Consider the following 21,968-nt stretch of genomic DNA (forward strand, 5'->3'; position numbering starts at 1 on the left):
TCGACACGAAGGACTCCATGCCGATCCCCAGCGAAATCCCGGGCTCCACGGCGCGTTCACACAAGGACCGATTTCCCTTCCGGTCTGCGATCGCATTCGTGGCCGTAGCCGCGCTCTTGATCGTTTTGAACTATGGCCCCGCGGTTATCCCTTCCCCGGACAGAACACAGGCGGCGCCCGAACTGCCTAGGTACCCGATCAGCGGCTTCTTCATTTCCTCGAGTGCCACAGATGCCAAGAACCTTCGGAACTTGGAGGAGATCAAGGCCTCTGGCGGCGATACGGTCATCACCTTCGGCACCTCCATAGTTCCGGCTTCAGCGGACTCTCTGCCAACAGACTGTAAGATCGACGGCGACGATTGCGCCTCCGTTATCGGCGCTGGACTCAAGATCAATCGTTACTTCACGTACTCGGACGGAGGCCAGTGGGGCAAGGCTGCTTTGAAGTGCCCCCGCGACCGCTACGTTGAGAACCAAGGAAAGTCCTACACAATTATGGTCTTTCCAAGCAACGACACCGGCTGTACAGCCAAAGACGGTAGGTACGACATCATCGTGGCAGGCGGCAGCCCGCTCTCTGCCACGGACCGCACTGTTTCGTTGGCATCGGCAGCTTCCAAACTGGGTATGAAGTTCTACGCTGGCATGCCGGCCCCGGCAAAGCGGACTGATTTCGAGTACCTGCCGGACACCAGCTTCCTCAATACCTTCACAGCCTTCACGGATCGGTTCCTGCGCTACCAGGCCCAGGCCAATAACGCCGACGGGCTCACAGGGTTCTACCACCACCTCGAAATGCCCGTTACAGACAACCCGTTTTTTGAACCGGTGCTGTCTTTGTACAAGATGCAGAACGAGGCGATACATCGGATCCTGCCCGGTCGCTCAGCGATTGTGAGTCCCTACATTGAGGCTCGAAAAGACTCCGCAAATATCACCCCCGAGAACGCCAAGAATGGGATACGCAAGATCGCGCAGACGTCCGGAGGCCTTCACCTCTCTATCGCCATACAGGACGGCATGGGAACAGGAAAGGGTGCGGCCTACTCCGCCGCCGAAGCGGGGAGCCCAGTCGACGAGTTTGCAGCCAGCATCGTCGGCAACGGAACGTGGGCAGAGAAGTATGTGGCTCCCAATAGGGATTATTTCAAGGCCGCAGCACAGGGAATTGTGGGAACAGGTGCAGACCTGTGGGCCAACATGGAAGGCATGGCTCCGGCCACAAAGGCTAACCCCTGCGATAAGAGTCTCAGGGGACAAACTACCGCCGACCGAATCGGCACTCAGCTCCAACAATTGGGAAGCGCCCAGAAGATCATCTCCTATATGTGGGATCCCTACTTCACTTGCAGCGGCGCGAACCCACCACTCAGGGACACCTTGTTACAGGGACTGGGCTCGCCGCTCGTCACGGACTCCAGCTACGACGCGGCCACAGGCGAGCTGAGGATGGAGGGATTCAACCTATCGGGAAGTACCTACACATTAGAGTTGACCGGCAGTGGCGAAGCCGACCAACGGATTTCCGGCGAGCCCGACACTGTTGAGGCATCTTCTGGGGAACCCCAAACCGGAAATCCACGTCTGGAAACAATCACCATCACAACGAATCTCAAGCAACGGACTGGAGACGATTCCTATGCCGTTTCGGTATCCAATGAGTGGGGCACTAGCAGTGACACAGGTCGCCCCAAGTCCGGATAGCGCACCGTTGAACCGGTCCGCACCATCGAATTGATAGAATCGTCCCTGCTGACGCCGACACCTAGGAACCCATGACGCTGCCGACTGACACCGAAACTTCCTCGACCGAGTCCCGTCCCAGACGCCAAAAGAGTGGCAAGAAGACCGCCCGGAACGTACTCCTTGGCTTTGCCGCCGTGGTTGTTGTAGTTGGTCTGGTGTGCGGCCTCTACCTCTTCAACTTGGCCCAGACCTTCAACAACGGGTCCAGCAAAATTGACGCCGCCTTTCCCGAGGAATCCACTCGTCCTCAAAAGGCGGAGCCGGTCAACGGCACTGCCGCCATGAACATTCTGGTCATGGGCAGCGACAGCCGCGGAACGGACCAGGTGGACCTGGAAACCAACGCGGCCACGGACCAGCGTTCGGACACTCTGATGCTGGTGCACATTCCTGCAGACCGCAAGAACGTCTACGCTGTCTCTTTGATGCGAGACCTCTGGGTCAACATACCGGGGAAGGGCGAGTCCAAGATCAACGCCGCTCTTGCCTATGGCGGAGTGCCACTGGTAGTCCAGACCGTGGAATCCCTCTTCAACCAACGCATCGACCATGTTGCGATGATCGACTTCGAGGGCTTCAAGGGCCTGACGGATGCGCTCGGCGGAGTCGAAGTGGATGTGAAGATTCCATTCTCTCCCAACGGCGGGCCCATGAAGGGGCACTACTATGCAGCCGGCAAACAGACGTTCAATGGCGATGAAGCCTTGGCATTCGTGCGGGAGCGCAAATCGTTCAGTGACGGTGACTACCAGCGTGTGCGGAATCAGCAGGCCTACCTCAAGTCCATGCTGAGTAAAATCATTGCCCGCGACACCCTCACCAACCCGGTGACCGTGAACAATATGGTGTCTGCGGTGTCCCCGTTCGTCAGCGTGGACAAGAGCTTCGACGCGGCGGCAATCGGAAGTCTTGCAGTGAGTCTAAAAGACCTGAAAGTCAATGACACTGTGATGTTCACGCTTCCGACGCTCGGCACCGGCACATCCGCGGACGGCCAATCAATCGTTATGGCAGACACGCAAGCCATCTCGGACATCGCTGCGGCACTGTCCAAGGACCAGCTGAGTACCTACGTCACGGCTCATTCCCTTCAAAAAGGCAACTGACGCCTGACCGAATTTACCCGTTCAACCCCGGTTACCGCTTAGCTGCGGCAGCCGGGGTTTGACTTTAATTACCGGCCGTTTGAGTTACCTCGCCTACAAAAGCCCCCGCGTCAGCTGCCACGCGCTCCGGGCATTCCCACAAGACGAGGTGCCCTGTCCCCTGATAGATGGTGAACCGTGCGCCAGGAATCCGTGCTGCGAGGGTCTCCTGGTGCGAGCGGGGCTGCAGGTGGTCGTGCGCGCCCCAAATGATGAGAGTCTGCGCCGAGATCGAGCCAGCCTCCGTGGGCGGCACGGCTTCGTAGAGACCTCGTAACGAGGCTTTCCAGATGGCCGCCGGCATGGCCAGGCCGTCCCGGACCCTGTCATCGATGTAGTCCGGAGCTACGGCGTGGAGCAGCCGGTACCAGGCCAGCGAGTCACGCACCCATTTCTCGGAGACTGGATCAGCCAGCTGCTCAACCTCGTCAGCGAAGGCAGGACGCGTCTGCAAACTCAAGGGAGCACCCACCAGCACCAAGGAGAGCACCAGGTCGGGATGCGTCGCGGCCAACTGCTGGGCCACGTATCCCCCGCTCGAGGAACCCAGGACATGGGCACGCTTCACCCCGAGGCACTCACACAGAGCGGCCACGTCGTCAACAACCTCAATAGTGAATAGCCCTCGTCCGGCTTGTCGGCACCACCGTGCCCTCGTAGATCGGGGGCAACAATCACCGTCAAGGGAAGCGCAGCAATCAGCCTCATGAAACTCCGCCAGGATTCGCCCCACGCGTGCAACAGGAGCAGCGGCGCGGCACCGTAGTCGTTCGTTTTTCCTACAGACCCTTGAACGAAACACGGCACGCGGATCCCCGTGCGCAAAGCTACAGCCCTGATTTCGGACTCCATGGGGCCACCCTACGCCGCCAAGGGGCGCTTGCATCAGTAGCTTCCCCAGTGCAACAGCGACTCCGCGGGTTCGGCTTGGTTGCTTCCAGTCAATGGTGGCTCCGGGCTACTTATCCCGCCCGGCAGAAAAGATAGGCAAACTACCCGGTCGAGTAGGCATCACCAATTTGTGCGCTATATTTCTTGACAACTAAAAAGCATTCTCCGTTTGTCGGTGTACGCTCATTGGCAGAACAAATAAATAACCTGCGGAAAACTTACTTCTGGCAGGAAAATTTAGATGGGGGAACCGTTGGGGGCGGATGAGCTATCGGCACGGCTGTGGCGCGAGCGAAGGCAACTCGATTACCTGCTTTTTGTCCTGGAAACACAGCTGCTGCATCTGGAAGCAGGAAATTGGCATCGCCTGAGTTTCACCGCCGCAGAACTCGAAAAAGTCATCGAGAACCTGAGATTCGATTCACTGGCCCGGGGCGTTGAAGCCTCCTCGCTGTTTTCAGAGTGGAACGAGCCCAACGAGCAGACGCTTCCCGCCGTGGTCACCGTTGCGCCATCAGGGCTGTGGCAGGAACTGCTGGAAGAGCACAGGCGCTCCATGGTGTCCCTGCTGGCCTGCATTGATGCAGCCACAGCAGCGAATAGGTCGATTCTGCTTCAGGGTCCTGGCGATGCTGCCGGAACGCAGGGGAGCGGGACAAACGAACTGGCGGATATCGCCTTGGAAGCCAACATCCAGCGCGCCCTGACGGCCCTGGCCTCAGCTGGCCTCCCCGCCGTGAGGGAGTTCTTGGGGCAGTGACCTATTTGCGCGGAAATTATCTTTTTCTGCGCAAAACAGAGCCATCAGACGCCTTGGTAATACGCGCAAATTATCAGAATCTGCACAAAATGAATCCCATAAGACACCTTTGTATTACTGACATATCACACCGGCTACCTTTTTGCCATGTGTCGTTTGTCGGTTTGAGATGTAAGTAAAGTCCATTTACGATGGAGCTTGAAGTGTCAAGTCACTCGAAAGGTGACGTTGATACTGCTAATTTACGTTCGGCGCCCGCAAGGGCGGTAGGGGCAGCTATGGGGGCTGATTCGTGAATAGATTCGTTGTGTCGTTGAGTTCCAGAGCTGCACGCTCCGGACATGCAGTCCCGGCCCATTCGCAGCTCACGAGCTGACGTCATGACCACGCTCTTCTCTCCCACGCGGACCATCGAAGTCGAGTCCGTTGCGGGCTCTACGTGGCTGCGGGCCCAAAGCATCAAAATGAGGATTCTCGATCTCGTCTGCGTGGTCGTTGCCGTGGCAGGTGCCCACCTGCTCCGCTTCGGAACGGAGGACGTCACGGTCGCTGGCGGGGACACGGAATTGTCCTATTTCACACTCTCCATAGTTCTGGTCATCACTTGGACCGCTGTTCTGGAGTTCGGAGGCACCCGGGACCGGAAAGTCCTGGGCACCGGCACAGAGGAATACAAACGCGTTGCCGTCTCATCCTTGTGGCTCTTCGGAGCACTGGCTGTGGTCTCCTACGTCTTCCAGCTGCAAACGGCCCGAGGGTATGTTTCCGTGGCCCTGCCTCTGGGCGTGGCACTCATCCTCGCAGTGAGGTATGCCCAGCGACGCGCATTGCACAAAAGCCGCCTCACGGGACAGAACCTCCACCATGTGCTCCTCATTGGGGCCCCGAACAACGTCAACCACCTTTCGGAGAAACTGAACCAACACATCGTCTCCGGTTACAAGCCCGTGGCTGCGCTGCTCACCGAGTCCGGGCTGCCCGTCAGGGATGACGTGCGCGTCCTCGGCTCGGCGCCGGATGTAGACATGGTGATTGACTCGATCGCGGAGTCGGGTGCGGACACTGTGGCTGTGTGCGGTGGCGCGAAGCTGGACCCGGCTTTTCTCCGCCAACTCGGCTGGGCTTTGTCCGCTCGCGATGTCGGAATGATCATGGCACCTGCGCTGACGGACATCTCAGGGCCTCGAATCCATATGCAGCCCGTAGCCGGGCTTCCATTGATCCATGTCACCACACCAAAGCTCAGTGGCATGAAGGCCTTCGCCAAGCGCGCCCTGGACATCTGCCTTTCATCCATCCTGCTCATCCTGCTGGCTCTGCCAATGACAATCATTGCCATCATGGTGAAGTTGGACAGCCCAGGCTCGGCCTTGTTCTACCAGGAACGTATAGGCAAGGGCGGCCAATCATTCCGTATGATCAAGTTCCGTTCCATGCGGAGCGACGCCGAGACTTTGCTTGAAGCCTTCCAGGCACAAAGCCAGGAAAGTGTCATCTTCTTCAAGATGAAGGACGATCCCCGGGTAACCCGACTCGGTGCATGGATCCGTCGGTACTCCATTGACGAACTCCCCCAGCTGATCAACGTCCTGAACGGCACCATGAGCCTGGTGGGTCCCCGTCCGCAGGTTGCCCGCGAAGTGGAAATGTATGACTTCGCTTCCGTCCGCCGACTCCTGGTCCAGCCAGGTATGACTGGCCTTTGGCAGGTAAGCGGGCGCAATGACCTCTCACTGGAGGAATCGATCCGGCTGGACCTCTACTACGTGGAGAACTGGTCCCTGGCACAAGACCTCGTGATCCTCTTCCGGACGGCCAAAGCTGTTGTCGGAAAAGACGGCGCTTACTAAGCCTGGGTCACTGGGACCCCGGGGGGCTGCGGGGATGACGGTGAGTCATCGGCTGCCAGGAGACCAAAGAACATCCAGATGGGAAGGAACGTCCACGACGACTGGGTGGACACACCAAGTGCCACGAAGAAGGCGACCATCAGCAACAGGGATGCCGGCCGACGGTTCCGCCAGATGAGGAACAGGACCAGCACCGCAAAAGCCATCAGGGCAAAAATACCCAACTCCGCAGCAACATGGGCATAGGCATTCTCCGCGATGGGCCTCGTTTGATCCGTTGAGTAGATCCATGGCAACTGGCGTCCACTCACATATTGATCGAAGTAGGCCCCGTACCTTCCCGGACCTACTCCGAACAATGGATTATCTGCGCTCATGTCGAAAGAGATCTCCGTCTTGACGTTCCGCAGGTTCAATGACGTGGTGGCAAACTGGTAATCGGGCGCAAATTCCGTGAAACCAAGTTTGGCCAGCTGACGTCCAAAGGTGGTACGTAAACTTTCGGAAAAGAGCAGGGCAAGGACGCCCACCAAACCCACCGCCATCAAAGGAATGGCGACCTTGGAGAATTTGATCACTACGATCACAGCCAGACCTACCGCAATTCCGGCATACGCCGTAGTGGACTGCGAATACAAAATTGATAGGCCGGCAACAACTGCCGCAGCATAACTGCGGTTATACAATGCAACCAAAATTGCCGTACCCGCGAAGAAGCCCAGATGCTGGCCCTCCAGGAACGGTCCCGAACGGAGCGTCTCCACCGACCCGTCCACGCCGAAGGTACGGAACCCCAGCACCCGGATGAGGTCCGTGGAACCTGTGATGGAGGAGACCCACTGGAGCAGGACGGCCACACCGCAGAGCCAGATCGACAACGTGATAGCCCTGACGATTTTTGTCCGGTCAATGCGGCGAAGCACAGACCAATAAGAGAGCGCGAGCAGGGCGTAACCCGTGTACAGGAGAAGGTCCGTCGCAAAGCCACGTTCGTACCCAACCTCGCGGAGACCACCGGCGTCGGGCGTGAAGTTGACCAGCGCCGAGAACAGGGTGGCAAGAGCCAAAAGTGCGACGGCGACGCTCGCCAGGTCCCGCCGTCGTGCGGTCTTCCGGGGACCCAGGACAAACACCGCTATCCCCAGAACGCCCAGGATCTCGCTGATCTTCAGGGGAAAGCCCACAGGCAATGTCAGCGCGTACTGGAATGGCATGAAGACCACGCTGAGCAGCATGAACCGCTCGAACCACCGGCCTGACAGCAGGGCAGGCCGAGCCATGCCCGCCGTCGGCTTCTCGGTCATCTTCAGCGCGCTCATGGCCTACTGCTCCCGAACACTTGCTCCCCCTTCAACATTCTGTTTCAGCTCCCACAACGTCAGCGCCCGCAGACTACCTGCGAAGCAGCTTGCCAAACCGTCTGAACCGAGCCCCAACAAGACTCATGGTGGAACGCCCGGCGCGCGCCTCCGACGCCGCCAGGACGTCGGCTTGGGGCCAGACCGCCCGTTTGATGAACCGTAGGCGTTCCCGTGGCTGAAGGGACCTGAAAATCATCATGTAAGCCCGCCACCAGCCCTTGCTTTCGCGCCACCTCCAATTCAAAGGGGGCTCATGATCCACTGCAAAGGAGACCTCGGGAAAGGCCAGGCGCAGGCTGGGTTCCAAGACAGCAGTAGCCCTGACGTCCTGGGAAAATTCAAGGGCCGGCCTGCCACCCAGTCGCAGGATTTCAGCCAATTCCTCTGCATGACCCGACGCTTTGCTGTGCCTGGATTCAGGCCGCAAGTCGTGCAGTGCAAAGATGACCGCGTGCGTTGGGAGGTCCGGCGTCAGGACCGGAACCCCCGCGAAGTCAGTTTTCACGCTGCCTCGCAATAGCCGTGCGAACACAACGGGGTCAGATTCAGAGCATCCGGGTACGTGTCGATGGACATCAATTTCGCAGCCCCATGGTCTGGGTTCCAACGCCACGGAGTGGTTGAACGTCAGGCCGGTCCATTGGTCTGCTTTACCGTTCCAACCCCACGATTCCAGCACACTGCACAACTGCTCCAATCGTGCCGGATCAACCCACACATCCACGTCGCTGGAGTGTTCCCGCTCCCGCAGGCCCTGTCTGTGGAGCATGGGTCCTTTGATGCAGACGGCGTCGATTCCGTGGTCGCGGGCAATGCTGCCCACCAGCGAATAAACCATTTCGTGGACCGGTGAGGACAACCACGGAACGTTCAGTTGATGGACCCGCGCCGGATGTGCCACATCACGGGAGGCGATACCCGCGGCCTCAAACTCACGAACCAAGGCCCGGTCATCGGCATTCAAGTCAGAGTCTGGAACAGCCGCCGCCACCAGCCGGTGCCACAATCCAGCGGGCCCGCCGGCAAGCCCCATGGGCTCGGAGGGCTGGGTGGCCAACAGCATTATTTCCACGTCCGTTTGGTTTTCATGCCAACTTCGGAGGTCCAAGGCGCCATAGGAAGTAGCCACCCAGCTTGTCATTTGCTGCCCTCCCCTTGGACATCCGCAGAAATGGCCTCTCAGGCGGACGAATGCCTAACCGGCCTAAAAATTCTCCCATAAGAAGCTACAGCAAATAATTGACAGTTGCCTTACGAGTAAACAATCCACACAAAACCTCAGAGGCAGGAAGATCAGTTACTCTTGATCTTAGTCTGAAATCGGACTCACGCCGCCACGGCTCGTAGCAAGTAAACAATTTGCTCAACATTGGGTTGTGCCAGGCAGTGTTCAACTGACGCGCCAATGAATGGGGGAACATGGCGATCAGCTTCTTTATGCTTGTGCCACACCGTTCATGCTCCCTTAATGAAGGCGGATTTAGCAGGCGGGTGATTGGGGCTTGAGGCTGACCAGAGTCCTGCACGTGGTTGACCGGGTTGACGGCGGAGTTCCCAAAGCCGTCCGAAGTTACATTGAGAACAGCCCCGCAGAATTCGATCACCACGTTTTGTCTCCTTTCCAAGCGGGGATTCCTGCTCCGGTCTGGTCCGGGTTGGCCGTCGCGCATCATGACCTTGGGACGGGACTGTTGAGGAGAATCGCCAAGGTCCGGGCAACAGTTGATTCCGCTTCGCCGCACGTGGTCCACGCCCACTCAAGCTTTTCCGGCCTCTATGCGCGCATCAAGCGTCTGGCGGCGCCGGTGGTCTACGAACCGCATTGCTTCAAGCATGACGACCCCCACACCTCATCCTTTCAGCGCATTCTTTACCAGGGCGTGGAGCGATATCTTTCCCGTCGGACCTGGAAGTTCGGCACGCTCACTGCCCACGAGGAACGCTTGGTGCGCGCGCTGGACCCCGATGCTACGTGCATCGCTATTCCGAATCTGCCTACCGTGGCCGTGTCTGCACCCGACAAGACCTCTGCGGGCATACCCACCGTCTCCATGGTGGGAAGGATTGCGCGACAAAAGGACCCCGCCTTCTTCCAGGACGTTGCGGCACTGCTGGGCTCACGTAGACCAGGGATACGGATGCGGTGGATCGGCGACGGCGAGCCGGAAATGCGCAAACCGCTGGAGGACTCCGGGATTGAAGTGACTGGATGGCTCGATTCCACCGGAGTTGCCGAGGCCCTCGCATCCAGTGATGTGTACGTCCACACGGCCGCATATGAAGGCTTTCCGCTCAGCATCCTCGATGCTGCCGCCCAGGGCGTACCCGTGGCAGCACGGTCCATCAATGCCCTGGAGGGCTCCGGACTGCTGCAGGCAAGCGATCCGCGCGGAGTGGCCGACCTGGTGGACGCCATCCTGGGTGATGCCGAAACACGTGACCGCGCCCATGATGCCAACCGTCAACTTCTGGCACGCATGAACCGGACAACCCTGCACACAGCCCTGCGCGACTTGTATGACCTGAAAGGCTCCGACCGTTGAGCACACTGAAAAGGGTGTCATTCCCTTCCCGCATCTTGTCCCGCCACGTGGGTGGCAACACCACCTATGCGCGTGAGATTGCCAAAGGCCTGGAACTTCGGGGGATCCATATCGGGCAGCTTCGCTCCAGCAAGCGGGCCGCGCTGACCGCCATCAGTGAGACTTGGGAAGGACTGACCTTGCCGGCAGTTCCTGGTTCCGTGCTGCACTACAGCGCAGACACCGGTCCGCTCCTTCCCACCCGTGCACCTTCGGTGGTAACTGTCCATGGCGTCGCCAGCCGTTGGATCACCACCGCACGATCACCCCGGCAAGAGAAAATCTGGCGCACGCGGGTGCAGCGGGCCATCGCCTCCACGGATGCAGTGATTACTGTTTCCAACTCCAGCGCAAATGATGTGGCCGAGGTATTTGGCGTCGACCCGTTGCGGATCACCACCATCCCGCACGGTATCGACACGGACTACTTCTCCGCGCCCCGCGAGCTGGGTGACAGACTCCAGCACCTTCGCAACACTCCGTACGTGCTGTATCTGGGAAATGTCGAGCCTCGAAAGAACCTGGTGGCACTGGTTGAGGCATTCTCCCTGTCGCCGCTGAAGGCACTCGGGGCGAAACTGGTCATCGCGGGAAAGCCCGCGTGGAACGCTGAAGAGTCCATGGCTGCGATCGCTGCGGCAGGCGTGGAACACCTCGGTTTCGTTGACGACGACGAAAGGGTGGCACTCATGCAGCACGCCGCGCTGTTCGCCTTTCCAAGCCTGTATGAAGGATTCGGGTTCCCGGTCCTCGAGGCCCTAGCCGCCGGCACCCCGGTCATTTGTTCGGACCGCGGATCGTTGAAGGAAGTAGCCGGGCCTTCCCTCCTGTTCGAGGGCACCGACGCCGAATCGATTGCCCGGGGCATCGCCGATGCACTGGGAAGCTCTACTGCCCTGGATGACGTTCGCCGCACTGGCCTGGAATGGGTCCGTCAATTCACCTGGGATGCGAGCGTCGACGCCCACACCGCGGTTTACGAAAGGGTGTTGCAGCAGTGAAAGTCCTGATTCTCCATGCGTACAGCGCCCACAATATCGGCGACGGGATGCTGGTTACCGAGGCGATCGAGCTCCTCACCGAGACCTTCCCTGGCGAGGAATTGCAGCTCACGCTCTGCGCCTCCGATCCGGACAGCTTCGATCTTCCCGGTGTGACGCTGCGTGGGAGCAAACCCGCCCGACGCGGCTATGATCGCGATTACCTTGCTACTTTGCGCAGCATGAGGGACTTCGACCTGGTTGTGGGTGTGGGTGGCGGATATCTCCGCGGCGGGAACTGCATCGAACTCGCCAAGGCGCTTTTGGTCCACGGTGTCCAGCTGCGCGCGGCCAGCCGCCATGGCCACAAGGTGGTGTACCTTCCGCAAAGCATCGGTCCCCTGCGGCTCGGCAGTGCTCCGTGGTTCCGGCGCCATCTCGGCAAGATAAGCCGGGTGTGGGCACGGGACGATCGCACGGTCGCCGAACTGGGACTTACCCCGGTGATCCAACGCGCGCCGGACATGGCTGTGCTCCGCGTCCCCGCACGGAACAGCCATTCCGTGGAAGCCACACCCGTGTATTCGGTACGCAACCTCCGCGGTGGCCTCCCCACCCCCATCACAGAACTCGCCGGGCTGATCGGTACGTTCGACGGTTACGTACAGAGCCAAACGGGCGGCAATCAGGACCTCGTGCCCATGCAGAGCCTGCATCCCCGGGAGATTCTGCGCCGCGAAGACCTTTTGGAAGCCGGGACACCGAAGCGGGTTGTGGTGGCCGTCCGCCTGCATGCCGCGCTGATGGCATTGCAGGCCGGACACTACGTTATCCATCTGTCCTACGAGCGCAAGGGTTTCGCCGCTTTCGAAGACCTGGGCCTGCGGGAGTACGTCCACAATGCATTTAGCTTTGAACCGGACGCAGTACACCTACAGCTCCAGAGGCTGCTGAACAGCGCGCATACCCGCCAAGCCTACGATGCCGCTGTGAACAGCGCGGCCGCCTCGACGAGCGGTGTATATGCCGCGCTAAGCGAAAGCCTTAAGGTCGCAGCCCGGAGCGTTCGGGTATGACTGCAACCGCCACCAAGGCTGCAACTCGGCACTCCGCGTGGCAGTCGCTCGTCATGGTGGCTTCCGGCGCCGTCACAGCAATAGTCCCCGCGGCCTTCCAGGCTGTGGCGGCACGGTTGCTGGACCTCGATGCACAAGCCAACCTCGCAGTGATTCTGAGCGTGGGTTCCTTTTGTGCGGGAGTGGTGGCAGCCGGGTTGCTGGAGCCGCGAATGGCAGATGCCAACCTGACAGACAAGACATATATCCCTCTGTGGGCCACAGTGTTGGGCGTGGCCGGGTGTGCAGCAATGATCGTCTTCCCGGGTTACATCCTGGTTCTCGCGGTGGCGTTGCCGGCAGCCATGGTGGCTCTCCAGATCGGCAGGATGCATGCGGCCTTCACTGCGGGGTGGGCCATGGAAGCCTCGACGGCAAGCGCCCTTGTTCTAGGCTCTGGCGCCGCACTGCTGCTATCCCAGCAGGGATCCGCTGCGGCTATCCCAGTGTTGGGTGCAGCGATTATGGTAGCCATCCTGGTCCGTGCGTTCAGGACTCCTTGGAAAGTATCCGGACGGCCGCGCTTCGCCCCCACCGCATGGATCACCCTGGAAACAGCCATGGTAGCCCTTGTCCCCCTGGGCATCGTGGCCACGGTATACCTACTCCAGCGACAAGAAGAGGCCGTTGCGCTCAAAGCGACCATTACCGTGTTGGGAGCGCTCCAGCCCATCCTTGGCTACATGCGAACGAGGCTCCTGGGAGCGCACTCGAGGAATCTGACCCTGGGCATGTCCGGGCTAAGCGTCCTGGCGATCGGCTTAATTCTGGTTCTGGATTTACTGGGCTTGTTCCAGGCCCTGTTCGGTTCCTCATGGGCTGTGGTCACGTTCAGCGCATTGGCGCTTGCTTGCCTTTGGAAGCTTGTGAGCATCCCGGGCACGCTGCCGTTTACGTATTTGCGCCGGGCGGGCATGGTGGGGCAGGTGTTCTGGATCCGGGTGGTTTCTTCCCTGTTGTATCTCGCAGTCAGCGTTGTCCTCCTGCTGGCAAGTGACTCGCTGGTGGTGCTGTTCCTCGGCCTTACCTTGGTTGAAACCACCACTGGGCTCCTGCTGTACGCCAAGTACAGATCAGTGGCGCGCTCCCTCGCAGCGTCTTAGCGTCAGCGGGACGAACTGCTGGACAGGGATCCATTGCGCGACCACTTGTCGAAGGGGAACAAGAACCACTCCACGCGTCCCGTAATGTCTTCCCGGCGTACCGTCCGGACACACTCCTCGGCGGCAGCCAGGCCACGGCAGGCCGCCAGGGAATCCGCCGACTGCGATCGATGATCACCCAGGACAAGGTATTGGTCCTGGCCCAGGCGTATCGTCGCGAAGCATCGCGGTGAAGCCACCGCCGTCGAACAATCCAAGGTCCCGGCGTCGAAGGCAAAGTCCTGGAAGACGTAGGGCTCGTCAATGGCATCGCCATTAACCTTTAACCGGCCGCTGGCATCGCAGCACTCGACGGTGTCTCCTGGGAGCCCGATGACCCGTTTGACGAGGTACTCAGTGTTGCTTGGCCCAATCCCTGTCAGTTCACCAAACCAGCCTACGGCCGATCGGAGGACCCCTCGCTCAGGTGCCGGTCCCCACGATGCGGGCTGGCGAAAGATCACCACATCCCCCCGCTGCGGCTCGGGCGCCAAACGGTTCACTACCACCCGGTCTCCGATGTTGAGGGTTTGTTCCATGGATCCAGAGGGCACTTGGTAAATCTTGACGAAGAAGCCCTGGACCAGTGCCACGAGCAGAAGAGCCAGTATGGCGTGTACCCAAGGCGAGCGGAACAAACGACGACGGCGGGCGGGTAGGGAAGTTTCGGTGGTCATGAGCGTGCTGCAGATGTGCGGACCAAGAGCCCCACATCCGCCAGCTCTCCCAGAATCCCCACAATGGCGTCCTCCAGCGGCTGCTCCGGTGGCGCACCGAAAAGCTCGTCGATTTCCCGGACCAAGCCCGCGAAATCGAGGCCATCGCACACCGACCGCCAGACAACAGGCCCTACTCCATCAAGGACATGAACCATGCGGTTAATATCCAAAATGGCAGTCTGTCCCCCTGTTTCCACCGCGTCAACCACCAAGGCGGGAACGAAAACTTCATCACCGTAGGGGCTCCGGACGCCGTCCAGCGCATTGCTGGGAAGGACCACATCCCAAAACTCTGGCTCTTCCCTGGCCAGAAGTTCGGGAACCAGTGGGAGCACCTGCGCAGCATCCTTGTAAGTGACCTGCTTGAACGCACCGCACCTGTCCACGAGACCCGCCACCATTTGCAATGGCCTATCCAGGTCAGCCAGATAACTGACTTCCGGGACTATCGCCGCGAGTGCATGGCAAAGCCCCAGCGAGCTGATCACGGGAGGCCCCTCCAGGTCCTCGACACGGGACACCAGGACCAGGGCGCCAAGGTTCAACATCCCGGCGGGGAGGTCCATGAGTCCGAGGACTGACGGCGCAATCTGCTCCTTGTAATCCCGCTCCGGCCGGATCACGGACAAAGGCTTCCGGTAAGGATGCACCGTTCCGTTGGCTTCAATTCCCACGGTTTCGTCGGTCACGTATCCGTAAGCGGCGCCCAATGCACGGGCCAACGTGGTCTTACCCCGCCCCGACGGTCCAATGAATGCGGCAACCCTTCCGGATTCATCGGCGATCCCGGCAGCGTGCAGCATCAACAACGTGCCGCGCCTGGCCTCAATCGCGGCAAGGGTGGCGTAAGTGGACAGTTCCGCAATGGAGCCCGCTAGACCGTTTTCGTCAGGGAAACGCCACACCATCTCCGCGACGGGACGCACGACGTCGCCTGCCGGCTCGCTGCTGCTGGGCGCAGCGTCCCGCCATGGCCCGGTGAACTCCCGGAACCGGTCCTCGTCGAATTCATGGTCGGCGAAGTCAAGACGGATCCTGACCAGTCCGCCCAAGGCATCCACCAGAATGTCACTGCCCTGCATGTCCCCCACCTGTCCTCGCCGGGCCCTTCAAGGGAGCGCTTCCACATCCCGGGCCCTCAAATACATTATTCGACTCAACAACGCGCAAAACGCGTCAGCCGGAGCGGCTGACGCGTTTTGCCAGAAGAATGTTCCGTGCGGTGGCTTTAGAGAATGCCCGCCCCAACCGGAACGGAGATGGTGCTGGTGGCGGTGAGGGTGCGTCCGGCCACGACGACGGTAATGGTCACCGGGAACGAAGCAAGAGCGCTGATGGAGACGCCGGTACTGACACCTGCCAGGCCCCACACGATCGGGAGGTTCAGGGTGCCATTGCTGGCAACGGTAACCGTGGTGGTGCCAGTCCATGTGGTGGCGGGGAAACCGTACTGACCGATGATCGGTGCGCTCTGGTACGTGGCTGTACGCTGGCCGGCAGTGGTAGCCGTTCCGTTGAAGGCGGCAACACCGAAGCCACGCGCCCGGCCAACAGGGATGTTGATGCCGGCGGGACGACCCACCGCGACAGTAACTGTGGCGGTTTCACCGGTGACAGCACCCGGACCGTTGCTCACCGAAACCTGGGTGGGAACAGTGACCAACGCTGTCGCCGTCAGCGTACCGCCGCCGTCGAGCAGGTTGAGGCTGAGCAGGGATGTTGAGGAAGCCGTAAATGCCAGGGTCAGGTCATTCACGGAAGCCACCGCGGCCGGTGCTGCAACAGCGGCCGCAATTACCGGAACAGACCATGCTGCACCCTTAACGACAGCACGCCGGCTATGCGGCTTGGAAACGGTAACTTCGTCGCTCATCAGTTCTTCTTTCAACTCGGGATGAAAACCATCGGTTGGAATTCAGCGAGTGCCGAGTTCCCCCATCAGGCATAGAGACTACCGAGGCATTTTCGTGCCAAATGACAGATCGGGCATTGCTGAAGAGATTGGCGCTAAATGGCTTAAGGTATGCACGGAACGTCCCCTGACGCGGACCGAAACACGTCATTTTGCGACCGCAATTTCCTCGGCGCCGCGTTTGTCCCGCAAGTCCTTCGGTCCACAGCCGTAAAGCTCGTCCAAAGCCCTGCGCAGGGCCGCGGTGGTTCCGAAACCGGTCTGCTCTGCGATCTGTTGGACGCTGAGAACGTCATACCGGGTGTCGGTGAGCAGGGTGCGGGCCAGCCTGCCGCGTTGCCTCCGGATCTCAGCAGCAATGGAGTTTCCTACCTCAGCAAAGGCGGCCTGCACCCGCCGCAACGAAGACTGCACCGCCCTGGCCACGGCGTCCGGATTGAACTCCCTGTCCGCGCAGCGCTGGGCGATAACGGCCATGGCCTGGTCCCTCAACACCGACGTCACTGACGTGGAACTCCATCTGACCCCGCAGTGGTCCAGCAGCAGGCTTCCCGTCAGTTCCAACAGGATCTGCTCGGTTGCATAAGACTCGATGGCCGAACTTTCCCGGGACGGCTGCTCCAGGATGGCACCAACGAAAGCCTCGGCCGCGGCATCCAGCCTGGACTTCACCCGGGCAACGGTCAGGCCGTCCAACGCATGCGGCACGAATGTTTCAGCCGCAGCCCGCTGGATGGAGATCCGTTTGACCTCGCCCTCCCCCACGAAGGGCGACGCCAATTCCAGACCGCCGGGCACTATGACCACCGTTCCTTCACCCGGGATCATGGTGCCGTCGTTTGGATCGCGGACAACCCCGGAAGTGACGAAATAGATATTCACGTTGTCCGGCGAATCGCTTGGATCAAGCAGCTCCAGATCGCCGGAAATCCAGCCAAGGGAAACGGCACCGAATATGCACTCTTGATGGTCCCTTGACGTTACCCGATTGAGTCCGGTATCCGCTGCGTCCCGTTCGAGAAAGTCAGTATCCTGCATTGTCATAAATCCCCCATCCCACCCACTGGTGAGTCGCCCCTATAGAACTGCACGTTACGATATCCGTGGCGCAGTTCAAGAACCGCGTTCTTTATTGTGTCGAGGGCACACAACATCAGGGGGACATTTTTCATGGAGCTGACGGACTATTGGAAGGTCCTCCGGGCGCATTGGATTTCCGTTATCGCGATCACCATCCTGGGTGGAATTGCTGCCTTCGGCTGGACCCTGACCCAAGCCAAGGTCTACAGCGCTGACGCCAGCGGAATCATTTCGGTAGGCGTCAATAAGGACCTCGGAACGGCCATGGCAGGCGAAACGTACTCCAAGTCCCGCGCCAAGTCCTACCTCGACGTAGCGAAGTCGCGGTCAGTAGCCGAGACTGTCATCCAGGATCTCAACCTCCAGGACACCACTCCGGAAAAGTTGATCGCCCGGGTTTCCGCGCAAAACCCCCAAGACACCGCCACCCTGAAGTTCACAGCCCAAGCCAACAGCCCCACGGCAGCCCGCGACCTCGCCGAAGCCTGGGTCAGCGCCGTGGGCAAGCAGGTGGACCAGCTCGAAAAGGGCGGCACCAACAGCACCGAAACGTCCATAGTGAGTTTCCGTTCGCTGGATGCCGCGCAGCTTCCTACCTCGCCGTCCTCCCCGAATACAAGGTTGGCCTTGGCTATCGGCCTGGTCGCCGGCCTGCTCCTGGCCATCGGCTACGCGCTGCTGCGGAACGTTTTCGACCGCCGCGTCCGCTCGGCCGTGCGCTTGGAATCCGAAACCGGCGTTGCCGTGATCGGCACGGTCCCCTTCCACAAGAACTTCGACGGTTCCAACCGCATCGTGTTGTCCCAGGGTGGCAACGACCTGGAGAATAAGAACCACCAGGACTACGCCGTAGCCGAGGCCATCCGTGAACTGCGAACCAACCTGCAGTTCATGGACGTGGACAATCCCCCGCGCATCATTGTGGTCACCTCCGCGCTTCCCGGCGAAGGAAAGACCACCGTCATCGCCAACCTTGCGCAGACCATCGCGGCGTCCGGCCAACGCGTGGTTGTGGTGGACGGTGATCTCCGCCGGCCCAAGTTGGCCAAGACTTTCGGACTCCTCACCAACGTCGGCCTCACCGACGTGCTCATTGGACGCGCAACGCTCAACGACGTCCTGCAGCCGTGGGGCGAGAGCGGTGACTTGTTCGTGCTCGGCGCCGGCTCCGTCCCGCCCAACCCCAGCGAACTGCTCGGGTCCAACGTCATGCACACCCTGCTTGAGGACATCGCCAAGCACGCCATTGTCCTGGTGGACGCCCCGCCGCTCCTGCCGGTTACGGACGCTGCGATCCTCACAGCCCGGACAGATGGTGCCATTGTGGTCAGCCGGGCGGGCAAGACCACCTACGACCAGCTCAAGAGGGCGCTGCAGAACCTGGATCGCGTCAAAGGACGCCCGCTGGGCCTCATCATCAACGGCGTCTCCCGGAAGTCCTCAAAGGGCGAAGACTACGGCTACCAGTACTACACGTACTACAACCGCAAAGAAACAGGCAGCGAGTCCCCCAATACCACCCACGTTCCGGCCTCCGAGTCACAGCCGGTGGCTCCAACGGATCATGTGCCCCTCGAAGGCCAGCGCCGCGGCCGCCGTCGCGAAAGCACCCCCGCACTGTGATGCCGTCCAACGCCGGTGCCCAGCCGCCGTCGTCAATCCTGACAGTCTGCACCGGCAACATTTGCCGCTCACCGCTCGCAGAACAGCTGATCCGTGCCCGGCTGGCCAAGGCCGGAATCGGGAACTTCTCCGTGGCCAGCGCAGGCCTGCACGCTGCGGTCGGCGCCCCCATGGAGCCTTTGCCCGCTGACCTGTCCAGGGAGTACGGCGGCAACCCCGACGGCTCGGTGGGAGAACAGATCACGGACGAATCCGTAGCGGCCGCCAACCTGGTCCTGACCATGACCCGGAAGCAGCGTGACGAACTGGTCAAAAGGTTCCCCGGCGCAGCCCAGCGGACCTTCACCATGGCCGAATTCGTGAGGGCGGCGCAGACGCTGCCTGTCACCATGAGCCAGCCCGCGGCGCCCAGTTGGGCGGCCGTGACCGGCAGCGGTGCCGATTCCGCCGTCGCGCTTTTGGTGCGGCGAACCGCGGCCGTCCGGTCAGCCGCCGTGCTGGTCGTCGCCGACGATATCCCGGACCCCATCAACGCCACCGAGGCAGTGCACCGCGAGGTGGGCCACCGCATCGCAGGGTACTGCGACGACGTTGTGGCGATCCTGGGCAAGCACCTCTAGGCGCTCCGGCGCAGCCACCAGCCCGCCACAGCAGCGCCGATCACTGCGCCGGCCGTGTTGGCGATGACGTCCGACAACGCCGTCACCCGCCCCGGAACCAACAGCTGCGTGAGCTCGATAAACGTGGACGTCGCGGCTCCCAGCAGCAGGATGCGCCACCAGTTCCAACGCCTTGGCCAGAGGAGCCGGACCAGTCCTCCGAACGGGACGAACATGACGATGTTGGAGACGAACTCGACGGCGACAGCCGCTTCCTTGAGGGGCAGTCCCACCGCCGCAAGCCAACCGGCGATGATCCCGACGAAACCCGTGACCGTACTGGCTTCCTTCGACGGCAGGAAGACCACGAAGGCCAAAGCCACCAGGTAGGCGGCGAAGGCTGCCTGCAGCCACCTCTGCGCGCGGCGGGTGGCGGAGTCCTCGGCGGTGGTCATTCGACCAGCCTAGCTGCCACGCTGCCCGCTGTAGACTGCTTCCACGGGCGTAGCAAACGCCACTTCTTTTGGGGGATTCAATGAGTTCGCACAACACTCGTCCGCGCGCGCTTGGCGCAGTAAAAATACGACGACGACCGGCAGCGGCCGCTTCAGTCACCGCCGGGTTGGCGCTGACGGTGATATTGGGAAGCACCTCTGCTCCGGCAACGGCGGACTCTGTGATAAAAACCTCCCCTGTTGGTGAGAATCCTGGGTCGATAGCCGTCAACACCGCTACAGACACGGCGTATGTGTCCACGGTGGAGGGCATTTTCAGTGTCCGTGGCGGCGGAGTTGGAGGCGGCAAGGTCTACAGTCCCGGAGACTATTCCTCGCGTCTGGCCGTCAACTCAGTGACAAACAAGATCTACGCCAGCGACGCAGATTCAGTCGTGGTCATCGACGGCGTTTCGCAAGCCACTACCGTGGTCCCGATTGGTGGCAGCACATCCGCCATCGCCGTCAACGATAAGACCAATAAAGTTTTCGTCGGTACTGATAACGGGCTCACCATTATCGACGGCGCCAGCAACACAAGCACCGCTGTCCCAATAACGGCAGGCGTCCAGGAAATTGACGTCAACACCACAACGAACAAGGCTTATGTGCGCTCTGCCGGAACCGTAAAGGTCATAGATGGCAGCGGCAAAGTCACCTCGCCCACAGGCACCAGCGGAATTCTTTCCATCGCGGTCAATGCCAAACTCAACAAGATCTAAGCTGCCAGCAAAAACAGCGTGCTGTCCATCGATGGCAGCAGCGATACGCTATCGGGATCCGTGGGGTTCAACAGCCTGATCAGCCAGTTGGCCGTCAATCCGTCCACCGACAAGATCTACGTCCAGGCTGACACACGGTCCTTGGAAGGATCCATCAGGGTTGTGGACGGCGCCAGCATGAGCGAGACGCCAACGTGGCCACTGCAACCAGTGTTCGGACCATCGTGGTCAACCCATCGAAGAACAAGGTCTACGCAACCATGAATGGCAGGGGAACTGCCGTGATCGACGGCAGTGACAACAGCAGCACGGCTGTCTACACCGGGATGGACCCCAACGCGGCAGCTGTCAACCCGTCCACTAATAAGGTCTACGTGGTCAACGTGGCATCTGATTCGGTGGCCGTCATTGACGGGCAACTCGACCAGCCTCTCAAGAATGACTTCAACGGGGATCGTAAGACCGACATCCTGGCCAGAGATGCTTCCGGGGTGCTCTGGCTGTACCCGGGCAACGGCTCGGGCGGCTGGCTGCCCCGCACACAAGTAGGTCAGGGCTGGAACATCATGACAGCACTTGTTGCTCCGGGTGACTTCAACGGCGACGGCAAGGCCGATGTCCTGGCTCGCGATGGTGCGGGCGTCTTGTGGCTGTATCCCGGAAATGGTTCGGGCGGCTGGCTGCCTCGCGTGCAAGTGGGCAGTGGCTGGGAAGGCATGAGCGCAATCGAAGCCATCGATTTCCGTGGCGACGGATTCCCGGACGTCATCGCGCGGGCCCGGGACGGTGCCCTATGGGTTTACCACGGTGATGGCAAGGGCGGCTGGCTGCCCCGAACGTGGGTGGGTTCCGGCTGGAACGGGATGTCCGAGATCACCGGTGCCGGTGACTTCAACAATGACGGCGTCACAGACCTCGTGGCCCGCGACAGTGCGGGCACGCTGTGGCTGTACCCATCCAACGGGTACGGCAGCTGGCTCCCCCGACAGATGATCGGCCAAGGGTGGAACGTCATGGATTCCCTGGTGGGACCAGGTGATTTCAACGGCGACGGGCGGGCGGACATCCTTGCCCGCAACGCCGCAGGCGAACTCTGGCTTTACGCTGGCAACGGTGGATGGGCCTGGCCAAGGGCTGCAAAGGTGGGCTCGGGCTGGAACGGAATGACCGCTATCCTCTGAGCGCCACTGCACGACCGACGGCGGCCAGTCTGGATCTAAACTCGGGGGCTGGCCGTTGGCGTTT

22 protein-coding genes are annotated in these 21,968 nt (G+C 60.6%); 12 read left to right on the plus strand and 10 right to left on the minus strand.

Going from position 1 to position 21,968, the window contains the following annotated elements:
• The first annotated feature begins 17 nt into the window (after positions 1–17).
• Both ACIQTZ_RS07590 and ACIQTZ_RS07595 read left to right on the plus strand, forming a co-directional pair.
• The gene (locus tag ACIQTZ_RS07590) at positions 18–1,706 is read left to right on the plus strand and encodes a hypothetical protein (protein WP_402979070.1); all 1,689 of its coding nucleotides are present in this window, start codon (positions 18–20) and stop codon (positions 1,704–1,706) included.
• Between the two features lie 71 nt (positions 1,707–1,777).
• A complete protein-coding gene (locus tag ACIQTZ_RS07595; protein WP_402979073.1) occupies positions 1,778–2,854 on the plus strand; it encodes an LCP family protein in 1,077 nt (358 codons plus the stop codon).
• Between the two features lie 64 nt (positions 2,855–2,918).
• Here ACIQTZ_RS07595 and ACIQTZ_RS07600 read toward each other — a convergent pair whose 3' ends face one another.
• Positions 2,919–3,506 carry an alpha/beta fold hydrolase gene (locus ACIQTZ_RS07600; RefSeq protein ID WP_402979167.1) on the minus strand — a complete coding sequence of 196 codons (588 nt, stop codon included), beginning with the start codon at positions 3,504–3,506 and terminating at the stop codon, positions 2,919–2,921.
• Positions 3,458–3,745, minus strand: a complete 288-nt coding sequence (locus ACIQTZ_RS07605; RefSeq protein ID WP_402979076.1) for an alpha/beta fold hydrolase — start codon at positions 3,743–3,745, stop codon at positions 3,458–3,460. Before ACIQTZ_RS07605 ends, ACIQTZ_RS07600 begins: the two co-directional genes overlap by 49 nt.
• Positions 3,746–4,025: 280 nt before the next feature.
• On the opposite strand from ACIQTZ_RS07605, the gene ACIQTZ_RS07610 reads away from it, so the two are divergent.
• Both ACIQTZ_RS07610 and ACIQTZ_RS07615 read left to right on the plus strand, forming a co-directional pair.
• Positions 4,026–4,544, plus strand: coding sequence for a hypothetical protein (locus tag ACIQTZ_RS07610; protein WP_402979079.1), 519 nt, complete (start codon positions 4,026–4,028; stop codon positions 4,542–4,544).
• A 380-nt stretch (positions 4,545–4,924) separates the two neighbouring features.
• The gene (locus ACIQTZ_RS07615) at positions 4,925–6,394 is read left to right on the plus strand and encodes a sugar transferase (protein WP_402979082.1); all 1,470 of its coding nucleotides are present in this window, start codon (positions 4,925–4,927) and stop codon (positions 6,392–6,394) included.
• Here ACIQTZ_RS07615 and ACIQTZ_RS07620 read toward each other — a convergent pair.
• The 3 genes from ACIQTZ_RS07620 to ACIQTZ_RS07630 form a co-directional block, all read right to left on the minus strand.
• Positions 6,391–7,713 carry an O-antigen ligase family protein gene (locus ACIQTZ_RS07620; RefSeq protein WP_402979085.1) on the minus strand — a complete coding sequence of 441 codons (1,323 nt, stop codon included), beginning with the start codon at positions 7,711–7,713 and terminating at the stop codon, positions 6,391–6,393. The two genes, ACIQTZ_RS07615 and ACIQTZ_RS07620, sit on opposite strands and share 4 nt — an antisense overlap.
• Positions 7,714–7,786: 73 nt before the next feature.
• Positions 7,787–8,818 carry a nucleotidyltransferase family protein gene (locus ACIQTZ_RS07625; protein ID WP_402979169.1) on the minus strand — a complete coding sequence of 344 codons (1,032 nt, stop codon included), beginning with the start codon at positions 8,816–8,818 and terminating at the stop codon, positions 7,787–7,789.
• A gap of 163 nt (positions 8,819–8,981) precedes the next feature.
• On the minus strand, positions 8,982–9,362 hold the full coding sequence (locus tag ACIQTZ_RS07630; protein ID WP_402979088.1) for a hypothetical protein: 381 nt from the start codon (positions 9,360–9,362) through the stop codon (positions 8,982–8,984).
• 3 nt (positions 9,363–9,365) lie between these two features.
• Here ACIQTZ_RS07630 and ACIQTZ_RS07635 point away from each other — a divergent pair, with 3 nt between their 5' ends.
• The 4 genes from ACIQTZ_RS07635 to ACIQTZ_RS07650 are packed head-to-tail and all read left to right on the plus strand — an operon-like array spanning position 9,366 to position 13,535.
• Positions 9,366–10,298 (plus strand): glycosyltransferase, encoded by a 933-nt coding sequence (locus tag ACIQTZ_RS07635; protein WP_402979091.1) that lies wholly within the window; start codon positions 9,366–9,368, stop codon positions 10,296–10,298.
• Positions 10,299–10,312: 14 nt separating this feature from the next.
• Complete coding sequence (locus ACIQTZ_RS07640) at positions 10,313–11,338, plus strand: glycosyltransferase family 4 protein (protein WP_402979094.1); 1,026 nt, start codon at positions 10,313–10,315, stop codon at positions 11,336–11,338.
• A complete protein-coding gene (locus tag ACIQTZ_RS07645; protein ID WP_402979097.1) occupies positions 11,335–12,393 on the plus strand; it encodes a polysaccharide pyruvyl transferase family protein in 1,059 nt (352 codons plus the stop codon). The genes ACIQTZ_RS07640 and ACIQTZ_RS07645 overlap by 4 nt, the downstream gene beginning before the upstream one ends.
• On the plus strand, positions 12,390–13,535 hold the full coding sequence (locus ACIQTZ_RS07650; protein ID WP_402979100.1) for a hypothetical protein: 1,146 nt from the start codon (positions 12,390–12,392) through the stop codon (positions 13,533–13,535). The genes ACIQTZ_RS07645 and ACIQTZ_RS07650 overlap by 4 nt, the downstream gene beginning before the upstream one ends.
• A 2-nt stretch (positions 13,536–13,537) precedes the next feature.
• Here ACIQTZ_RS07650 and lepB read toward each other — a convergent pair whose 3' ends face one another.
• The 4 genes from lepB to ACIQTZ_RS07670 all read right to left on the minus strand — a co-directional run bounded on the left by lepB (position 13,538) and on the right by ACIQTZ_RS07670 (position 17,249).
• Positions 13,538–14,251, minus strand: a complete 714-nt coding sequence (gene lepB / locus ACIQTZ_RS07655) for a signal peptidase I (RefSeq protein ID WP_402979103.1) — start codon at positions 14,249–14,251, stop codon at positions 13,538–13,540.
• Positions 14,248–15,375 carry a hypothetical protein gene (locus tag ACIQTZ_RS07660; RefSeq protein WP_402979106.1) on the minus strand — a complete coding sequence of 376 codons (1,128 nt, stop codon included), beginning with the start codon at positions 15,373–15,375 and terminating at the stop codon, positions 14,248–14,250. Before ACIQTZ_RS07660 ends, lepB begins: the two co-directional genes overlap by 4 nt.
• A gap of 146 nt (positions 15,376–15,521) precedes the next feature.
• Positions 15,522–16,166 carry a hypothetical protein gene (locus ACIQTZ_RS07665; protein ID WP_402979109.1) on the minus strand — a complete coding sequence of 215 codons (645 nt, stop codon included), beginning with the start codon at positions 16,164–16,166 and terminating at the stop codon, positions 15,522–15,524.
• 186 nt (positions 16,167–16,352) lie between these two features.
• Positions 16,353–17,249: a helix-turn-helix domain-containing protein gene (locus ACIQTZ_RS07670; RefSeq protein WP_402979112.1), complete on the minus strand. Its 897-nt coding sequence runs from the start codon at positions 17,247–17,249 to the stop codon at positions 16,353–16,355.
• Positions 17,250–17,375: 126 nt separating this feature from the next.
• Here ACIQTZ_RS07670 and ACIQTZ_RS07675 point away from each other — a divergent pair, with 126 nt between their 5' ends.
• Together ACIQTZ_RS07675 and ACIQTZ_RS07680 are read left to right on the plus strand one after the other, a co-directional pair.
• On the plus strand, positions 17,376–18,908 hold the full coding sequence (locus tag ACIQTZ_RS07675) for a polysaccharide biosynthesis tyrosine autokinase (RefSeq protein WP_402979115.1): 1,533 nt from the start codon (positions 17,376–17,378) through the stop codon (positions 18,906–18,908).
• The gene (locus ACIQTZ_RS07680; protein ID WP_402979172.1) at positions 18,908–19,528 is read left to right on the plus strand and encodes a low molecular weight phosphatase family protein; all 621 of its coding nucleotides are present in this window, start codon (positions 18,908–18,910) and stop codon (positions 19,526–19,528) included. The genes ACIQTZ_RS07675 and ACIQTZ_RS07680 overlap by 1 nt, the downstream gene beginning before the upstream one ends.
• Here the strand turns inward: ACIQTZ_RS07680 and ACIQTZ_RS07685 are convergent.
• Entirely contained in the window at positions 19,525–19,962 is a 438-nt protein-coding gene (locus ACIQTZ_RS07685; protein WP_402979118.1) for a VanZ family protein, read from the minus strand. The genes ACIQTZ_RS07680 and ACIQTZ_RS07685 overlap by 4 nt on opposite strands.
• Before the next feature lie 80 nt (positions 19,963–20,042).
• Here ACIQTZ_RS07685 and ACIQTZ_RS07690 point away from each other — a divergent pair, with 80 nt between their 5' ends.
• Positions 20,043–20,723, plus strand: a complete 681-nt coding sequence (locus tag ACIQTZ_RS07690; RefSeq protein ID WP_402979121.1) for a hypothetical protein — start codon at positions 20,043–20,045, stop codon at positions 20,721–20,723.
• A gap of 194 nt (positions 20,724–20,917) precedes the next feature.
• A complete protein-coding gene (locus tag ACIQTZ_RS07695) occupies positions 20,918–21,904 on the plus strand; it encodes an FG-GAP-like repeat-containing protein (protein ID WP_402979124.1) in 987 nt (328 codons plus the stop codon).
• Positions 21,905–21,968: the final 64 nt, after the last annotated feature.

The organism is Paenarthrobacter sp. NPDC090520 (genome assembly GCF_044769205.1).
GTDB lineage: Bacteria > Actinomycetota > Actinomycetes > Actinomycetales > Micrococcaceae > Arthrobacter.